The 18,534-nt window shown below is 60.1% G+C and carries 14 protein-coding genes; 7 read left to right on the top strand and 7 right to left on the bottom strand.

The annotated features are described in order from the left end of the window. Nucleotide 1 precedes the first annotated feature (1 nt). Nucleotides 2–1,030: an L-threonine 3-dehydrogenase gene (gene tdh, locus M0D69_RS22115; protein WP_301784036.1), complete on the top strand. Its 1,029-nt coding sequence runs from the start codon at nucleotides 2–4 to the stop codon at nucleotides 1,028–1,030. Nucleotides 1,031–1,075: 45 nt separating this feature from the next. Here tdh and M0D69_RS22120 read toward each other — a convergent pair whose 3' ends face one another. From M0D69_RS22120 to xylA, 5 genes are all read right to left on the bottom strand, one after another. Then, the gene (locus M0D69_RS22120; RefSeq protein WP_301784037.1) at nucleotides 1,076–5,950 is read right to left on the bottom strand and encodes an NAD-glutamate dehydrogenase; all 4,875 of its coding nucleotides are present in this window, start codon (nucleotides 5,948–5,950) and stop codon (nucleotides 1,076–1,078) included. Between the two features lie 95 nt (nucleotides 5,951–6,045). Beyond that, on the bottom strand, nucleotides 6,046–7,245 hold the full coding sequence (locus tag M0D69_RS22125; protein ID WP_301784038.1) for a sugar ABC transporter permease: 1,200 nt from the start codon (nucleotides 7,243–7,245) through the stop codon (nucleotides 6,046–6,048). Next, complete coding sequence (xylG, locus tag M0D69_RS22130; protein ID WP_301784039.1) at nucleotides 7,242–8,798, bottom strand: D-xylose ABC transporter ATP-binding protein; 1,557 nt, start codon at nucleotides 8,796–8,798, stop codon at nucleotides 7,242–7,244. The genes M0D69_RS22125 and xylG overlap by 4 nt, the downstream gene beginning before the upstream one ends. Before the next feature lie 75 nt (nucleotides 8,799–8,873). Beyond that, on the bottom strand, nucleotides 8,874–9,902 hold the full coding sequence (gene xylF / locus M0D69_RS22135; RefSeq protein WP_301784040.1) for a D-xylose ABC transporter substrate-binding protein: 1,029 nt from the start codon (nucleotides 9,900–9,902) through the stop codon (nucleotides 8,874–8,876). Nucleotides 9,903–10,156: 254 nt separating this feature from the next. Continuing rightward, nucleotides 10,157–11,473, bottom strand: coding sequence for a xylose isomerase (gene xylA / locus M0D69_RS22140; protein WP_301784041.1), 1,317 nt, complete (start codon nucleotides 11,471–11,473; stop codon nucleotides 10,157–10,159). A 242-nt stretch (nucleotides 11,474–11,715) separates the two neighbouring features. On the opposite strand from xylA, the gene M0D69_RS22145 reads away from it, so the two are divergent. Continuing rightward, on the top strand, nucleotides 11,716–12,924 hold the full coding sequence (locus M0D69_RS22145) for a DNA-binding transcriptional regulator (protein ID WP_301784042.1): 1,209 nt from the start codon (nucleotides 11,716–11,718) through the stop codon (nucleotides 12,922–12,924). 27 nt (nucleotides 12,925–12,951) lie between these two features. Then, on the top strand, nucleotides 12,952–14,022 hold the full coding sequence (locus M0D69_RS22150; protein ID WP_301784043.1) for an aldose epimerase family protein: 1,071 nt from the start codon (nucleotides 12,952–12,954) through the stop codon (nucleotides 14,020–14,022). Nucleotides 14,023–14,050: 28 nt separating this feature from the next. On the opposite strand, the gene M0D69_RS22155 is transcribed toward M0D69_RS22150, so the two are convergent. Next, on the bottom strand, nucleotides 14,051–14,422 hold the full coding sequence (locus tag M0D69_RS22155; RefSeq protein WP_301784044.1) for a plastocyanin/azurin family copper-binding protein: 372 nt from the start codon (nucleotides 14,420–14,422) through the stop codon (nucleotides 14,051–14,053). A 29-nt stretch (nucleotides 14,423–14,451) separates the two neighbouring features. Next, entirely contained in the window at nucleotides 14,452–15,417 is a 966-nt protein-coding gene (locus tag M0D69_RS22160; protein WP_301784045.1) for a metallophosphoesterase, read from the bottom strand. Nucleotides 15,418–15,692: 275 nt separating this feature from the next. Here M0D69_RS22160 and M0D69_RS22165 point away from each other — a divergent pair, with 275 nt between their 5' ends. From M0D69_RS22165 to M0D69_RS22180, 4 genes are all read left to right on the top strand, one after another. Next, the gene (locus tag M0D69_RS22165) at nucleotides 15,693–16,301 is read left to right on the top strand and encodes an RNA polymerase sigma factor (protein WP_301784046.1); all 609 of its coding nucleotides are present in this window, start codon (nucleotides 15,693–15,695) and stop codon (nucleotides 16,299–16,301) included. Then, nucleotides 16,291–16,974, top strand: a complete 684-nt coding sequence (locus M0D69_RS22170) for an anti-sigma factor (RefSeq protein WP_301784047.1) — start codon at nucleotides 16,291–16,293, stop codon at nucleotides 16,972–16,974. The genes M0D69_RS22165 and M0D69_RS22170 overlap by 11 nt, the downstream gene beginning before the upstream one ends. A gap of 516 nt (nucleotides 16,975–17,490) precedes the next feature. After that, nucleotides 17,491–17,844 carry a hypothetical protein gene (locus tag M0D69_RS22175; RefSeq protein ID WP_301784055.1) on the top strand — a complete coding sequence of 118 codons (354 nt, stop codon included), beginning with the start codon at nucleotides 17,491–17,493 and terminating at the stop codon, nucleotides 17,842–17,844. Between the two features lie 25 nt (nucleotides 17,845–17,869). Continuing rightward, nucleotides 17,870–18,400, top strand: a complete 531-nt coding sequence (locus tag M0D69_RS22180; RefSeq protein WP_301784048.1) for a YMGG-like glycine zipper-containing protein — start codon at nucleotides 17,870–17,872, stop codon at nucleotides 18,398–18,400. Nucleotides 18,401–18,534 lie beyond the last annotated feature (134 nt).

Below are 18,534 nucleotides of genomic sequence, written 5' to 3' on the forward strand. Positions count from 1 at the left end.
CATGAAAGCACTGGCAAAACTAGAACGTGCACCGGGGCTGACGCTGACTCGCGTCAAGAAGCCTGAAGTCGGTCATAACGACGTGATGATCCGCATCACACGAACGGCCATCTGCGGTACTGACATCCATATCTGGAAATGGGACGAGTGGGCGCAGAAGACGATTCCCGTGCCCATGCATGTGGGTCACGAATACGTTGGCGAGATCGTCGAGATGGGGCAGGAAGTGCGTGGCTTTGCGATCGGCGACCGGGTGTCGGGCGAAGGCCATATCACCTGCGGTTTCTGCCGAAACTGTCGTGCGGGGCGTCGGCATTTGTGCCGCAATACAGTGGGCGTAGGCGTCAATCGTCCCGGTGCATTCGCTGAATTTCTCGTCATTCCCGCATTCAACGCGTTCAAGATTCCACCCGATATTTCCGACGATCTCGCCGCTATCTTCGATCCGTTCGGCAACGCAACGCATACGGCGCTGTCGTTCAATCTTGTCGGCGAGGACGTGCTGATCACGGGCGCCGGGCCGATCGGCATCATGGCCGTGGCGATTGCCAAGCATGTCGGCGCGCGCAATGTGGTCATCACCGATGTGAACGATTATCGGCTGGAGCTTGCCCGCAAGATGGGCGCGACGCGTGCGGTGAATGTATCGGAGACCTCGCTGCGCGACGTGATGGCCGAACTTCATATGACGGAAGGGTTTGACGTCGGGCTTGAAATGTCCGGCGTGCCGAGCGCGTTCACGGGCTTGCTCGAAGCAATGAATCACGGCGGCAAGGTGGCGTTGCTAGGCATTCCGCCTGCGCACATGGCCATCGACTGGACCCAGGTGATATTCAAGGGACTGGAGATCAAAGGCATCTATGGCCGCGAGATGTTCGAGACCTGGTACAAGATGGTCGCCATGCTGCAAAGCGGACTCGATCTCTCCCCTATCCTCACGCACAGCTTCGCGGTTGACGACTACGAAGAAGCGTTCGCGACCATGCTCTCAGGCCAGAGCGGCAAGGTGATTCTGGACTGGACCGTTTGAGACCGCGCAGGGCCGGAGTCATGTCTATGCTCCGGCCCTACGTGACTACGCGCGTTCCAGCGTCGCTATCTCACGGACCACGACCAGCAGCATCGAAAGACTCGCGCCGGTCGTCGCACGCAATTCTGCGAGCAAACGCGCGTAACGTTCGACCGCGGCTTCCCTTCTCGACCGCCAGTTTTCAACGATCACCTCGGTTGCGTCAATATCGCGTGTCTGTTCGAGCGCGCTGATCGTGAGTGCGCGCTTGAGCCTCGCCAGTTCTTCCAAAGCAGCCGCCCGTGCGAGCAGATCCCAGTGAGTGGACGCCGGCAACGCCATCGCGCGCTCGGCGATCCAGCCGTAGTTCAGCAACGTGCCTATAGCAAAGTAAACGCTCGCGACCACCTCGAGACTACGGCCGCAACTTGCCGCCACTTCGGCACTGTCGAGCACGGCAGTCGGTATCTCTCCGCTCGCCGCTTGCGCCGCCAATACCTCTTCGACGCCCGCTTCCTCCAGCACGCGGCGCCGCTCTGTCCATTCTTCGAGTTCGCCGGTGGGAAGCAAAGCCGGTAACTGTGGAGCAAGCCTTTGCGCCGCCTCACGACAACGCGCGACCCGCTCGGCCGCGAGACTGGCGTCCTCCGTCGATACCTTCAGGTGACGCAGGAACCAGAGCGTCGCGCCCTCAAGCAAACGCACCACATCGACAAACATGCGTGCCTGTACTTCGTCGGCGACGCGATTGTCGAGTGCGTCGATATTGCGCCAGATCTCGTTCAGATCGAATACATCGCGCGCCATGATGCAGGCGCGCACAATCTCGCTCGGACGCGCATCGGTCTCCTCCATCAACCGATGCACGAAGGTGCAGCCGACCCGGTTGATCAACGCATTCGTCAGGTGCGTAGCGAGGATTTCACGCCTGAGCGGATGGCGCTGCATCGGTTCGCTGTAGCGCGCCTGCAAGGGCAGCGGAAAATACTCGGGCAACATGCTGGCGACAAGCGGGTCCTCCGGAACATCGGAGGCAAGCAACTCGTCATACAGCCACATCTTGCTATAGGCAAGCAGCACAGCACGCTCGGGCGACGTGAGCCCTAGTTTGGCCGCCTGACGCTCGGTGATCTCTTCATCGGAGGGCAGGAATTCGATCTTGCGTTTCAGCCGTCCAGCGCGTTCCAGCCAGCGCATCAGCCGCGCCTCGGCGTCGAGCATCTCGGCCACATAGCGGTTCGCAATCGATAACGCCTGCGTCTGCGCATAGTTGTCCTTCAGCACGAGCAAGCCGACTTCATCGGTCATCTCGGCGAGCAGCGCGTTACGCTGCTTTTCCGTCATCTCACCGTCGGCCACGACAAGACCCAGCAGGATCTTGATGTTCACCTCATGGTCGGAACAGTCCACGCCCGCGGAATTGTCGATGGCATCGGTATTTATCCGACCTCCTTGCTGCGCGTATTCGATCCGGCCGAGCTGCGTCACGCCAAGGTTGCCGCCCTCGGCAACAACCTTACAGCGCAGTTCCGAACCGTTGACGCGTACGGCGTCATTAGTGCGGTCACCAACCTGCGCGTGAGTTTCACGCGTCGACTTGACATACGTGCCCACCCCGCCGTTGTACAGCAGATGAACGTCGGCCAACAGGATCGCGCGGATCAGTTCGTTCGGTGCGAGCGTCGGCGCTGTTACGCCGAGCGCGGCCTGGACCTGCTTCGATAGCGCAATCGTTTTTGCCGTGCGCGGGAAGACACCGCCACCGGCTGAAATCAGCGCGACGTCGTAGTCGGCCCAGCTTGAACGCGGCAGTGCGAACAGGCGTTCGCGTTCATTGAAACTCGCGGCGGTATCGGGATCGGGATCGAGGAAAATGTGGCGATGATCGAACGCCGCAACCAGGCGGATATGGCGCGAGAGCAGCATGCCGTTACCGAATACATCGCCCGACATATCGCCGATACCGACCACGTTGAAATCCGTTGTCTGGGTGTCGAGACCCATCTCGCGCGAATGCCGCTTCACCGACTCCCACGCGCCGCGCGCGGTGATCGCCATTCTCTTGTGGTCATAACCTACCGAACCGCCCGAAGCGAAGGCGTCGTCGAGCCAGAAACCATATTCATGCGCGATGGCGTTGGCATAGTCTGAGAACGTGGCCGTGCCTTTATCAGCCGCAACGACAAGATAAGGATCGTCGGGATCGTGGCGCACGGTGTCGGATGGCGGCACGATGACACCGGCCACCCGGTTGTCCGTCACGTCGAGCAGACCGCGCAGGAACATCTGGTAACAGGCCACACCTTCACGCGCGAACGCCTCGCGATCGGTCACCGGCGGCGGGTTCTTCACCACAAATCCACCCTTCGATCCAACCGGCACGATCACGGTATTTTTCACCATCTGCGCCTTCATGAGGCCGAGTACTTCAGTGCGAAAATCTTCTCGACGATCCGACCAGCGCAAGCCGCCGCGAGCGACCTTGCCGCCGCGCAGATGCACCCCTTCGACGCGCGGCGCGTAGACCCAGATTTCGAACATCGGCTTGGGTTCGGGCAAGCCCGGCACCATCGACGGATCGAGTTTGAATGACAGATACGGCTTTGGATTGCCTTCGGCATCCTTGCGAAAGTGATTGGTCCGCACGGTCGCGTTGATGACGCCCAGAAACTGCCGCAGGATGCGGTCTTCGTCGAGATTGGGTACGTTGTCGAGCGCGGTTTCTATTTCGGCGAGCACATGCTGCGTGCGTGTGTCGCGAAGCTCACGGCTTTGGGAGTTATCGCCGGCCGAGCCGGGAAGTGCCGGATTGAAGCGCACCACGAACAGCTCAAGCAACTTGCGCGCAATCGCCGGATTGCCGGTCAGCGCGCGTTCTATGTAGGCATCGCTGAACGTCGATCCGACTTGCCGCAAGTACTTCGCGTAAGCGCGCAGGATGGTGACATCGCGGGCGCCGAGTTGCGCGCGCAGGACCAGCCGGTTGAAATCGTCGTTCTCGACTTCACCGGTCCAGACACTCGCGAACGCGTTCTCGAACAACTCCTTGACGCGGTCGATCTCGAATTCCACGTCGTCAGCGAGCTCCAAGCCGAAGTCGTGTATCCAGGCGTGCGGCGCACCAAGCGGTTCTATGCGGTAAGGCCGTTCTTCATCCACTCGCACACCAAGATGCTCCAGCATCGGCAAGCTATGCGACAGCGCGATCGGATCGCCCACGCGATACACCTTGAAGCGAAACGCCCGCCGCCCCGCTTCGATGGGCCGGTAAAGACTCATCGCGAGACCGCCCGCCCTCACCTGCGTCTGTTCGATCAGCTCGATATCGCGCACCGCCGTACGCGCCGGATAATCTTCGCGATAACCAGCCGGGAACGAATCCGCATATCGATTCAAGAGCCGGTTGCCCTGCTCTTCACCAAAGCTATCGATCAGCGCATCCGCCAGATCGTCCTGCCAGCGGCGCGCGACCTGCACGATGCGTTGTTCTAGTTCGCGTGTATCGGCTTCGGGCATCGCGCCCTTATCCGAACGCACCGTGATATAGATGCGCGCCAGCGGTGACTCGGACAGCAGCGGCGTGAACTCGATGCTCTTGCCGTTGAACGCTTCCATCAGCACTTTCGCGATGCGCTTGCGCAGGTCGGTGTTGAACTTGTCGCGCGGCACGAAAACGAGGCACGAGACAAAGCGGTCGAAACGATCGCGCCGCACGAACAGGCGTGTGCGCTGATGTTCCTGCAAGCGCAGCACACCGAGTGCGATGTCAAACAGGTCGTCCTCATCGGCTTCGAAGAGTTCTTCGCGCGGATATTGTTCGAGCACCGTCACCAGCGACTTATGCAGATGCCCCTTCGCGAGGAAGCCGGCACGCCTGATGATGTTCGCGCATTTGCGCCGCACGATCGGTATCTCGGACGTGGGAACCAGATACGCGGTCGACGTGTACAAGCCAATAAACCGTCGCTCTCCGGTCACCTTGCCGTCCGCGCCAACCCGCTTCACGCCGACATAATCCAGATAACCCGGCCGATGCACGGTCGCTCGCGAATTGGCCTTGGTGAGAAAAATCGGCGCGGAGCCATTGATGATGGCCGCGGCGGCGGGCGGCAATGGCGTGACGTTATCGGCTGTGGGCGGACGCAGGCTTTCGCGCAGCAGTCCTGCGCCGGAACCCGGCACGCCGCGCAGCGCGAACGCGCCGTCCTGCGAGATGAGTTCGTAGTCGCGGTGCCCGAGAAAGGTGAAATGATCCGCGACCATCCACTCCAGGAACGCACGAGCCTCTACACCCTCCGCGCCTGTCTCGCGCGTTTTCATTTCGCCGATGGTCGAGCGCGCCACCTCGAGGATCTTCGGCCAGTCTTCCACCGCAGCACGCACGTCGCCCAACACGCGCGCAATGTCGCTGCGCAGTTCTTCGAGCTTTGCGGCCTCGCTGCATCGGTCCACTTCGAAATGAATGAACGACTCGAGATGCGATTGCGGGTCGCCGCCGTCGACGTGACCCAACGCGATGCGCGTGATCGCGCCGCTTGCGTCGCGGGAGACACGGAACACCGGGTGAATGGCGGAATGCATCGCCAAGCCGAGACGGTTGACCGCCATGGTCACCGAGTCCACGAGGAACGGCATGTCGTCGTTGACGATCTCCACAATCGTGTGATCGGAGTGCCAGCCGTGTTGTTCGAGGTTGGGGTTGTATACCCGCAGGACCTCGTGGCCTGTCACGAATTTCTGCGCCGTCTGCCAGTGCGCCATGGCGGCGCCGTAGAGATCGGCTATATCGCGGCTCTGGACGTCTTCGGGATCGGCGAGTTCGTAATAATGACTCAGGAGTGGTTCTATGACGTTGAACGCGGGCTCTGGCAGCCTCCCCCGCGCAAAGTCGACCACATCGGTAAGGAGATGCGCGATGCGCTCTTCGTTCTTCGTCAGCATGGTCGCTCCCGGATCTAGCACGTTCGGTGCTCGGATTATGCGCCAAGTTTTGTGACACTAGGCCTCCGGTCAAACCACCATTGAAAACCCTGACGCTATCGCTGATTAGACCCCGACACGACATCGATCCACACCGCCAGCACAAGAATGCCGCCCTTCACGATCATCTGCCAATACGAATCGACATCGAGCATCGACATGCCGTTGTCCAGGCTCGCCATCACCAGCGCCCCGATCAGCGCGCCATAGACCGTTCCCGAACCGCCTCGCATCGAGGTCCCGCCGATGAAGCATGCCGCGATGGCATCGAGCTCGCCCATCGTCCCCGCCGAGGGCGATCCCGCCGCCAGCCGCGCGGTGTTGACCAGCCCGGCAAGCGCACACATCAACCCCATCAACGCAAAGATCATCAGCTTCACGCGGTTCGTATTCACTCCCGACAAACGCGTGGCCTCAAGGTTTGAACCTACTGCATAAATGCGCCGGCCGAACACAGTCTGAGTCGCGATATAGGTGAAAATACCGAGCAGCGCAAGCAGAAGTAATACGGGTACGGGAATACCGCCGTACCGGTTCAATGTGGTCACGAACGCAACCAGCACGAGCCCCGCCGCGACGATCTTCACGCCGTCCTGCCAAAGCGGCACGACCGGCAAGTTGTAGCGCAAGCGGTTCTGCCGCTGGCGCACAGTTAGTGTCACCAGCAGTACGAACAGCACAACGGCAAGCGCATTGCCCGCCATCCGCGGCAGATAACCCTGGCCGATAAACACCAGATGGTCGGAGACCGGCGCGATCGTCGAGCCGCCTGTCACACCGAGCAGAACGCCGCGATACGCCAGCATGCCGCCGAGCCCCACAATGAACGACGGCACCCGCAAATAGGTCGACCACCAGCCGTTGAACATGCCGACCGCAACGCCCAGCAGCATTACTGCCGGTACAGTGAACTGGATCGGCCAGTGATGCGAGACATCCAGAATCGCGGCCACGCCGCCGAGCAAACCGAGCAACGAACCCACCGACAAATCGATCTCGCCCGAGATGATTACAAACACCATGCCGCACGCGAGCATGCCGGTAATCGACATCTGCCGCAGCAGGTTTGAAAGATTGCGCGGGGTGACGAACGCGCCGTCAGTGAGGAACGAAAAGAAGATCCAGATGACGGTGACAGCGAGCAGCAGCGCGAGCAGCTTATAACGCGTGAACAATTGCCTGAAGCGTTGCCCGGATGATGCGCTCGCGCCGCTCGTGGCGCTGCGCTTTGGAGACGAGGTGACGTCAGGAGTCATGCGACGCTCGCTTGAAAAGAGTGGGTCTGAGGGGTCGCGCGGATGGCAGCCGCCAGGATATGTTCTTGCGTGAGCCCGACATTAACGAAGTCGCCGCGTAGTTGACCCTCTCCTATCACCAGCACCCGGTCGCTTACGCCAAGTACTTCATTCAGTTCCGACGAGACCACGATGATCGATACGCCGCGCCGGGCCAGCGCAAACATCAGCTTGTATATCTCGAACTTGGCGCCGACATCGACGCCCCGCGTGGGTTCATCGAGAATAAGAATTTTCGGATCGGTCAGCAGCATCTTGGTCAGCACGGCCTTCTGCTGATTGCCGCCCGACAGGCTGGCGATAGACAGCATCGGCGTGGCGGCGCGCACGGAGAGGCGCTTCATCTCGGTGTGGATCGTGTCGAGTTCAGCAGCGGAATCGATACGGCCGCCCTTCGCAAAACGGTTCAACACAGCGAGCGTGATGTTATGTCCCACGCCAAGCTGCGGCACGATGCCGTGGCGCTTGCGGTCTTCGGGCACCATGCCGATGCCGGCATCGATCGCATTGGCCGGCGTCTTGATCTTCAGCCGCTTGCCGTTCAGATAAACCTCCGCCTCGCTGATGCCCGGATACGCGCCGAAGATCGCCTGCATCAGTTCGGTCCGCCCCGCGCCGACCAGCCCGGCAACGCCAAGAATCTCGCCCTTGCGCAGCGAGAACGAGACATTGTCCACACGCTTTCGCCGCGAGTTGGTTACGTCAAAACAGGTGACGTTGCGCGCCTCGAAGATCACTTCGCCAATATCATGCGGCTCGCGCGGGAACAGGTTCTTGATCTCGCGGCCGACCATCATCGCGATGATGCTGTCGGTGCTCAGATCCTTCATTGGCTGCGTGGCGACATGCTTGCCGTCACGGATCACGGTGATGGTGTCGCAGACGGCTTCGACTTCGTCGAGCTTGTGCGAGATGTACACACACGCCACGCCGCGCTTCTTCAGATCGCGCACGATATCCAGCAAGATCCTTATCTCGCTTGCTGTCAGCGAGGACGACGGTTCATCAAGAATCAGCAGCTTCGCGCGCTTGTTCAACGCCTTGGCGATCTCGATCAGTTGCTGATGGCCGCCGCCGTAGTTCATCACGGGCTGCGCCACGTTGATGCCGCTGATGTTCAGCTCGCGCAGCAGTTCGTCGGCGCGCTGATACATAGCAGCATAATTCATGCGGCCGCCGCTCAGCGTAATCTCGTTGCCAAGGAAGATGTTCTCCGCCACCGACAATTGCGGCACCAGCATCAGCTCCTGATGAATGATGACAATACCCGCGTCCTCCGTATCGCGGATATTGGCTGCCCGTAAAGGCTCACCTTCCCAGCGAATTTCGCCTTCCCACGTACCGTACGGATAGACGCCGGACAGCACCTTCATCAAGGTCGATTTTCCTGCACCGTTTTCGCCGCACAAACCGACGCATTCCCCCGGCGCAACCACGAGATCGATCCCGTCGAGCGCCTTCACGCCGCCAAACGTCTTGACGATGCCATGCATTTCCAGCAGCGCGTTTGCCATGCGGTTTTTATCCTGGACAGTGAATCCGCGCGAAGGCCTGCGCGGCCTTCACGCCCTGCGTGACGCAGCAGGTTATTAATTTCCCGCCAACTGGGCCTGCGTGTAGAAACCGTCCTTCACCACTGCATCGACATTGCTCTTCGTCAGGAGCGTCGGCTGCAGCAACACGGTGTTGACCTGCTTCATGCCGTTGTCATATTTAGCGTTGTAGGCCGGTTGCTGCCCTTTGGCCAGGTCCACCGCAAGTTTGGCGGCTTCGCCCGCAATCACCTTGAGCGGCTTGTAGACGGTCATGGTCTGCGTGCCTCCCACCAGACGCTTGACCGCAGCAAGATCCGCATCCTGGCCGGAAATAGGCACCTTGCCTGCAAGGTGTTGCGCGGCCAGCGCCTGGATGGCGCCGCCGGCCGTGCCGTCGTTAGACGCGACAATGGCGTCGATCTTGTTGTTGTTCGCCGTAAGCGCGTCTTCGGTGATGCGCAATGCGGTCGCCGCGCTCCATTCCGGCACCCATTGCTGGCCGACAATCTTGATATCGCCGCGGTCGATTGCCGGCTTCAGGATCTTCATCTGCCCTTCACGCAGCATCTTCGCGTTGTTGTCGGTCGGTGCACCGCCGAGCAGGAAATAGTTGCCCTTCGGCTGCGCGTTGAACACGCCTTGCGCCTGCATTTCACCGACCTTCTCGTTGTCGAAGGAGATGTAGGCGTCTACATCGGCGTCGAGGATCAGGCGGTCATACGACACCACCTTGATGCCCGCCTTCTTCGCTTCGGCTACTACGTTGCCGAGCGTTTTCGAATTGAACGGCACGATCACGATGACATCGACACCCCGCGAGATCAGGTTTTCGATCTGCGATATCTGCCGTTCTTCGCTGGCATCGGCGGATTGCACCGACACTTTGGCGCCCAGCTTCGTGGCGGCGGCAACGAAATAATCACGATCGCGCGACCAGCGCTCGACGCGCAGATCGTCAATACAGAAGCCAATTTCAGGCTTGTCCTTGCTTGCGTGAGCCAGGGACGGAAGCACAGTCAAACTCGCGAACATCGCTCCACAAACTAGCGATCCGAGCACGGCACGGCGTTTTGCAGACTTCATGTCTCACTCCTTTTTATGGTTGACTAGCCGATACGTCTCCCTGCGTGGCCGGTCAGGGCAACGCATATGCGAGGGAGGAGACGTCGGCGGAATCTACTGCTTGCGCCGCGAATCCATGTTCGCGGTCGTCGGTTTTACAGAAGCTTGTCTCTTGATTTTGTCGTTAGCTTGGGCCTTCATTCGCCTTGGACGCAATTGCGAAATCGGCCGGGCCGCTTAATGATTTTAGATGCGGATTTTGCAGGGTAAGCGCATCACTTATAGATCGCCCTATTGACGATATTTTCGAGTTGCTCCTGTTGACCGCTCACATGCTGAGGGTTAACGCGACGTGCCAGCGCGTCGATAGCCAGCGATTCGAGAGAGTAACCGCCCGAGAGAATCTTGCGGCCGAATTCCGTGTCCCATCCCGCATAGCGCTGGTTCTTGAACTCCGCAAGCTTGTCGTTCTCGACCAGCGTGGCCGCCCGTTCCAAAGCGATCGCTATGACGTCGATTGCGCCGATATGACCATGGAACAAGTCCTCCGGCGCCACGCTCTGACGCCGCACTTTGGCATCGAAATTCATGCCGCCCGTGCTAAAGCCGCCGTGCCTCAGGATCTCATACAGCGCCAGCGTCAACTCTTCAACGCTGTTCGGAAACTGGTCGGTGTCCCAGCCGTTTTGTGGATCGCCCCGATTTGCATCGACGCTGCCGAAGATGCCGAGCGCGTAAGCCATCGCAATCTCGTGATGGAACGAATGCCCAGCGAGCGTTGCGTGATTCGCTTCAATGTTCACGCGGATTTCATTTTGCAAACCGAACTGTGCGAGGAAGCCGTGGACCGTCGCCACGTCGTAGTCGTATTGGTGCTTGGTCGGTTCCTGCGGTTTCGGTTCGATCAGCAAAGCGCCCTTGAAACCGGTCTTGTGCTTGTGCTCGACCACCATGTTTAGAAAACGTCCAAGCTGATCGCGCTCGCGCTTGAGGTCCGTGTTCAGCAGCGTGTCGTAACCCTCGCGGCCGCCCCACAGAACATAGTTTTCGCCCCCAAGCCGATGGGTGGCTTCAAGCGCCTGGAACACCTGCGTGGCCGCGAACGCAAACACTTCCGGGTTCGGATTGGTCGCAGCGCCTGCGGCGTAACGCGGGTGCGAGAACAGGTTCGCCGTGCCCCATAACAGCTTGACGCCAGTTTGTTCCTGCTTGGCCGCCAGATAATCCGTAACGCCTTTGAAGTTGTTGACGTAATGTTTGATGCTGTCGCCTTCGGGCGCCACATCCGTGTCATGGAAGGTGTAATACGGCGCACCCAGTTTCGAGAAAAATTCGAACGCCGAGTCGGCTTTCACATGAGCCCGTTCTATTGCGTCGCCGGGTTGCTGCCATGGCCGGTGAAACGTGCCCTTCCCGAACATGTCCACGCCAGGCCATACGAACGTGTGCCAGTAACAGACTGCCAGCCGCAAGTGATCTTCCATGCGCTTGCCGAGAACCAGCTTGTCGCGGTCGTAATGGCGGTAGGCTAAAGGATTGTCGGACTGCGGGCCTTCGTAACGCACGGCGGGCAGATGCTCGAAATACGACATGGACGTCTCCTTCTTTTAAGGTGGCCCAATGCTGCCAGCTTCGCCCTGCACCCAGCAATTGCGAAATCCGCCAGCGCTCATGGTGTTTCTTCAGCTTAGTGCAAATCAGGCTGGCGGTCAGCCGATAGCCGGGCCTAGAATCAGCAAACGCTAAAAACAGCCGCATAAAACAGGCGCATATTGCGCTGCAACGGAGATGACGGACATATCGCGGCACTGCGGTAGGGTTCGTCCGGAGTTCGATGACACGACCACAGACCGCTCAGACTTCGCACCGGATCGCGCTGCTGTTCAACGCAAACAAGGTGTATGACCGCGAGGTCATTACCGGCATCGGCAACTATCTGCTGTCCACGCGGGTGGCGTGGGACCTCTTCCTGGAAGAGGATTTTCGCTGCCGGCTGAACGGCATCGAACGATTTGAAGGCGACGGCATCATCGCGGATTTCGACGATCCGGATGTGGCCGAAGCACTCGGCGACTCGCAACTGCCTGTGGTTGCAGTGGGTTCGTCTTATGCGGATGCTGCGTGTTATCCGGCCAATCTACCCTACATTGCCACTGACAACGTCAAGCTGATTTCGCTTGCGTACACGCATCTGATCGGCGCCGGCTTGCAGCGTTTTGCGCTGTACAGCCTGCCGGAAGCGCCAGAAAACCGCTGGGCGCAAGAACGCGAACTTGCCTTCAAGGCGCTGCTCGCCGCCGATGGCCTCGAAGCGGATATTCATCGCGGCTTGCCGACGAGCGCGCCGGTCTGGAGCCAGGCAAGCGCGCAACTGACCTCGTGGCTCGGGAGCTTGCCGAAGCCCGTTGGCGTGATCGCCGTGACCGATGCCCGCGCACGGCATCTGCTGCAGGCATGCCTTATCTCCGGCATTCCCGTGCCCGAGCAAGTAGCCATCATTGGCATCGACAACGACCCGCTGACGCGTTCGCTCACCCGCATACCGCTTTCTTCGGTTATTCAAGGCGCCGAAGAAATGGGCCGCACTGCGGCACATCTGTTGCACCAGATGCTGGGCGGTGCGCGCTTTCACGGCAGACGCATTCTCGTGCCGCCGGTCGGCATCAACGTGCTCGAATCGACGCGTCATCAGCCCGTATCTAGTCCCTATGTCATGCGTGCCCGCCACTACATCCGGCAATACGGATGTCAGGGCATCAAGACGGAACAGGTGGCCGATTACGTAGGTGTGTCGCGTTCGTCGCTGGAAGATCATTTCCGCCGTGAACTCGGCTACACCGTGCACCAGGAAATCCTGAATCACAAGCTCGATGTTGCAAAGCAACTCCTCGCGCGTCACGACTTATCCAGCGCCGAAGTCGCCATCCGCTGCGGCTTCACATCGTTGCAATACATGTATGCCGTGTTCCGCCGCGAACTGGACTGCACGCCGCGCGAGTATCAGGAGCGTTTGCTCGTCGCGCCTTGCGCACAACCCGGCTGATCCCCGCACTCTATGTATCTCGCCGATATGCCCACCATCGTCCGTCCAGGCTCTGCTCGCGTAAGTGTCGAACGCTGGGGTGAATTGCCCGGCGGCGATGTTGCGCGCCTGTTCACGCTGCGCAACGTGCATGGCATGCGGGTCACGATCAGCGATCTCGGCGCAACGCTGGTCTCGTGGAATTGCGCGGATCGCGCGGGACGTGTGGCCGATGTCCTGCTGGGTCACGACACACCGGCTGAATATTTCGCCGGCCATGCTTATCTGGGCGGTGTGATCGGACGCTGGGCAAACCGGATCGAGAACGCGCGCTTCGCACTCGACGACGTGGCGTATTCACTCGATCGCAATGAGGGCGACAACTTGCTGCATGGCGGCGCGGCGGGATTTCACCGCGCGCTGTGGGACGCGCAGGAAGTAGATGGAGGACTTGTCCTCACGCACGAATCGCCGGAAGGGGACGCCGGGTTCCCGGGCAATGTGTCAACCACATTACGCTACACGCTCGACGACGATGGCACGCTCACGCTCGCCTACGAAGCGGTATCGGATGCGCCTACGCCGCTCAACCTGACGAACCACGCGTGCTTCAACCTGTCCGGCGACGAAACCGCCGACATCCGCGGCCATGTTATTTCCATCGACGCCGATACCTTCTTCGAAGTCGACGCCGCCCTGATTCCCGAAGGCCGTGCGGAAGTCGCGGGCCATGCGTTCGACTTCCGCGCGAGCGCTCCGCTCGGTGCGCGACTCGACTGGCCACATGATCAGCTCGCGCGTGCGGGAGGCTTTGATCATTGCTATGTCGTAGGGGAAAACGGCAACGCGCTCAAACCCGTCGTGCGGCTCTACGACCCGGGGAGCGGCCGCGAGTTGACGATGGGCACGAATGCCCCCGGCGTGCAGTTCTATACCGGCAATCATCTCGATGGCATCGTGGGACGGCATGGACAACGCTACGGCAAACACGCCGGTCTGTGTCTCCAGGCCGGCGCGTTTCCGAATCAGGTCAACATGGCGGACGCCGGCAGCGTGATCGTGCGCCCCGGCGAGCCGTATCGGCAGGTCACCTGGTATCGCCTGGGCCTGCAGCAATAACGTGTTGTTGCGCCGTCCGTCAGCCCGTCTATTTCACAACGATAGTCCCTGTCATACGCGGATGAATCGAGCAGAAATACTTATACGTGCCGGGCTTCGAGAACGTCTGTGAAAAGTGCTCCCCGGAATCCAGCGGCGCTGATTTGAATTCGCGTGGTGTTGCATCGTTGACGATGGTATGAGGCATATCGTCATGGTTCTCCCAGGTTACGGTCGAACCCGTGGCAACGGACAACTGAGCAGGACTAAAGGAAAAGTTGTCGATCACTATGGTGGTGGCCGGCTTCGTTTCGGCCGCGAATGCGGGCGCAGCGGCTAGCGCCGTTGCGAGGCACATCGCGGCCACGGTCCTGGCCACGTTCTTAGCCACTAAAGCACGCCCAAGGTCAGGCATTGTCATCATCGCTCTCCGCTTGTTTGGATGGCTTCTCATACGCTGAGCCGGGTGTCGACCACGGCGAGCTGACCCTTGCCCGGAACATAGTTGACCGAGCGCACGCCAAGCATTTTGCGCAGCTGGTCGGCGGGTACTTTCATCGGACCAGGACCGTCTGCCGTGCCGGGCGCCGGCTGCGGAAAGGCCGTTGACAGTGCCGAGTAGAAACTGATTTCACCTTCGACCTTTTGCGCGACCTGATGCACGTGGCCGTTGAGCACCGTGACGGAGCCGAAGCGTTTCATCAAGGTCAGGGCCCGGGCGCTGTCGTCGGTGCCCCACCCCCACTGCGGATACAGCGACCAGAGCGGGATGTGCGCGAACACCACAATCGGCGTGCTGCTCGTGCGTGCGTGCAGATCCTGCTGCAGCCAGGCGAGTTGTTCATCACCGAGAAAACCCAGGCCGCCGCCTCGCAAGTCCAGCACATTGGTCAGGCCGATAAAATGCACGCCGCTCTGGTCGAAGCTGTACCACTTGGGGGCGGACGGCTTGGAAAAGCGCTCGAAATACGAATTGCCGTCGTCGACCAGCACATCGTGTTCGCCCGGTACGTAGTGCACATCCAGCCCCGTGCTCTGGATGATCTGCGTGGCAGTGTCGAACTGGTCTGGCTTCGATAAATGGCTGATGTCGCCGGTATGAATGATGAACTTGGGCTTTTCCTTGCTCGTACGGATCTTGTCGACGGCTTCCTGCAGCGTGCTCGCAGGGTCGAGGTTCGGGTCCTTGCTGAAGCCGATATGACTGTCGCTGATCTGTACGAAGCTGAACGCGTGGCGATCGACTTCGGCTGCCTGCGCGGTTCCGCCGATCAGCTTCGACCCGGGCACGCCCCCATTCAGGGTCCAGAGCATGCCGGCACCGGCCCATGCCATGCAAGTCAGTGCGGTGCGCCGTCTGGCACCGTGTTCGGTGAGTGGTTCGGGCGGGACGGCGCTTGTGTCGAGGTCGGGCATGAATGGCTCCTGGTAAATGGGCATGGGCAATGCGCGTTGGGCGTGCGTTGCCCATGTCCATCAAACTCAGCAGCCCGCAGTTTTATTCCCGCTAAATTTTTTTGTTAAAACCGCATAATTGGGGAAAAGCGGGAATAAAGCGAGAAGCCCACCAGTAAGTACAGTTGAGAGCCGGCGGGTTTGATTGCGAACCGACCGGCACCCGTAATGCGCGTTGGCGCATGGCACACGTTAGGCACGGTCCGAGGCAACAGCGGTTGCCAGGGAGAATACTGATGGCGAAGCACTCGCCGGATCGTTTCGATGAGGTGATGCTGCCGCATCTGGACGCGGCGTATAACCTTGCTCGCTGGTTGAGCGGCAGTCCCACAGACGCCGATGACGTCGTGCAGGAAGCCTTCCTGAGAGCCTTTCGTTTCTTCGATGGCTACCAGGGCGACAATCCACGCGCCTGGCTGCTGGCAATCGTGCGCAACACCTGGTTCACCGAATGGCGCAGGCAGCGTCACCGCGCGGATGCCACGCCGTACGACGACTCGCTCAATGTCGACGAGCAGCTTCCCGGCTGGGCCGATGAAAGCGGCGACGATCCGGAAAAGCTGGCGGTCCGCCAGGACGAGACCGAACTCGTGCATCGGGCGCTGGCTACGTTGCCTGTCGAGTTTCGTGAGGTGATCGTGTTACGCGAGCTGGAAGATATGAGCTACAAGGACGTAGCAGCGGTCGCGGGCATACCGCTTGGCACGGTCATGTCGCGGCTATCGCGTGCTCGCCGTTTGTTGTGTACGGCCGTGCGGGCGGCCCAGGGCGGGTCGGAACTGCCGGCCATTCGCCTGATCAAGACACCACCCGCCGGTCCGGAGGAGTCCAAGCGTGGAAACTAAACCTAACTCATCGCTCGCTGACAAGCTGCGTGACGGCTCACTTTACGAGCGGGCGCCGGCATCCTTGCGTGCGCAGGTGCAAGCCCGGCTGAAAGCGGAGACAGCCAGGAAAAATCCGTCGCCGTGGAACTGGTCGTGGCGCATGGTCGGCCTGCCGTTCGTTGGCGGTGGAATAATGGGGATCGGCCTGTGCTCTCTGGTATTCATGACGCTGCTCTGGACGCAACAGCCGCCCCGTGGCGGCGACCTGCAGCAGGAAATCGTGTCGAGTCATGTCCGGGCGCTGATGTCGGCGCGCACGATGGATGTGCTGTCGAGCGACCAGCATACGGTGAAACCGTGGTTCAACGGGCGCATTGACTATGCGCCGCCGGTGGTCGACCCTCAGGCGCAAGGGTTTCCGCTGGTCGGTGGCCGGCTCGATTATGTGGATCATCGTCCGGTTGCCGTCATGATCTACCGCTATCTGAAACATCCGATCGACTTGTATGTGTTCCCCGATGATCACGGCAAGACCGCGTCAATATCGACGCCCTTGATTACCCAATCCGACGATGGTTATTCGCTCGTCGAGTGGCATCAGGACGGCATGACTTACTGGGCGATCAGTGATGCATCGCCGGCCTACATCAAGCGGTTCGCCGATGCGATCCGAGCCGGTACACGGCAATAGGATAGTCCGCGTAGTTTGACACCGGTGGTTCGCGTTCCAAGCGTTCGCGGACCACTCGGTGCACATCTTCATGATCCGGCCGCCGCCCTCGCCGCTTGTTTCGTGCGCCGTCAAATGAAGGCCTCTTCCTCTCACGAACAGCCTCATGCAGAAGGACGCACCACGCCCGGGAGCGTTGGGCGAACTCTGGTTTTCGACCGTCAGAACGATGCCACCGGATTACCTCCGGCCAGTCACGGCATGCGTTTCTAAAATCTCTCCGTATTACCTGTGATTCTTTCGAAGGCCGGTTGTAAAACACCTTACTTACAGCCATCCAATCCCGTTTATATACGGTGCAAAAATTTTCCTTGTAACGATCGGAAAAATGGCAGGTAACGTCTGTAATGGCACTTCGTGTTCAACTGAATTAGCGTTAAGTTGTGCTGGTTAAGCGCGTCGGACAGCGGGGGAGTCCGTCATCTGCTTACAGAAAATTATTCTTCAAACCAGGTTGGGAGAAACGTCGTGAAACGCCTGAATCCTTGGCTACCGCTGGCGGCGGTGGCAGTTGCTGCGGCCTGTGTTTGCGGACCTGCGAATGCTGCACGCGTCGGTGTTTATTTTGGGGTAGGTGTGCCTTATTACTATCCAGTTGCGCCCGTTCCGTATTACTACCCTTACCCGCCGGTGGTGGCCGTGCCGGCGCCGCCGCCCGTCGACTACGTCGAACAAGGACAGGCACAGGACCAAGGATCATCAGCCGATGCTTCCGGACAGCCGGGCGGTTCCTGGTACTACTGCGAGGCATCGAAAGCGTATTACCCGTATGTGAAGGACTGTCCGGCTGGCTGGCGTGCCGTGGCGCCCCGGCCTGGCAACTCTCAGTAAACATTGAACGGAAGATCACAGCGTTATGAAGTATTCAAGACTTGCATTACTCGTTTCGATGGGGGTGTCGCTCGGCATTCTTGGCGGGTGCGCCGTGGTGCCGACGGGACCGAGCGTGATGGCTCTTCCTGGTACGGGCAAGAGCTTCGATCAGTTCCGTGCGGACGACGGTTCGTGCCGCCAGTTTGCGTTTGGTCAGGTGGGTGGAGTGACGACCAATCAGGCTGCGACTAATAGCGCGGTGGGCGGCGCTGTGGTCGGCACGGCGTTGGGTGCCGCGGCGGGTGCGGCGTTCAATGGCGGGACGGGTGCCGCCGTGGGCGCCGGTGTCGGGTTGCTGGCTGGGAGTGCGTTTGGTGCGACTGCCGCGCAGGGTTCGGCTTATGACGTTCAGCGCCGCTATGACTACGCGTATCTGCAGTGCATGTATGCGAATGGTAATCGTGTGCCGGTTCGGGGGCGGGTGATGGCCACGGCACCGGGGGGTTATGCGACGCAGTCAGCGGTACCGCCACCGCCGCCGGGGACGCCGCCGCCTCCGCCGGTTGGGTATTAAAGTCGCTCGCGCCGGTGGACGGTTTTGGGGATGCCGAGGCGGTCGGGAGTTTATGCCGGGTTGGTGCTGCTCAGGCCTTCGGTCGTTATATGTTAGTTATTCTATTTATCACTATTAGCCACTGTGCGTGGCGG

The sequence above is a fragment of the Caballeronia sp. SEWSISQ10-4 2 genome (assembly GCF_030464885.1).
Taxonomy (GTDB): Bacteria; Pseudomonadota; Gammaproteobacteria; order Burkholderiales; family Burkholderiaceae; genus Caballeronia.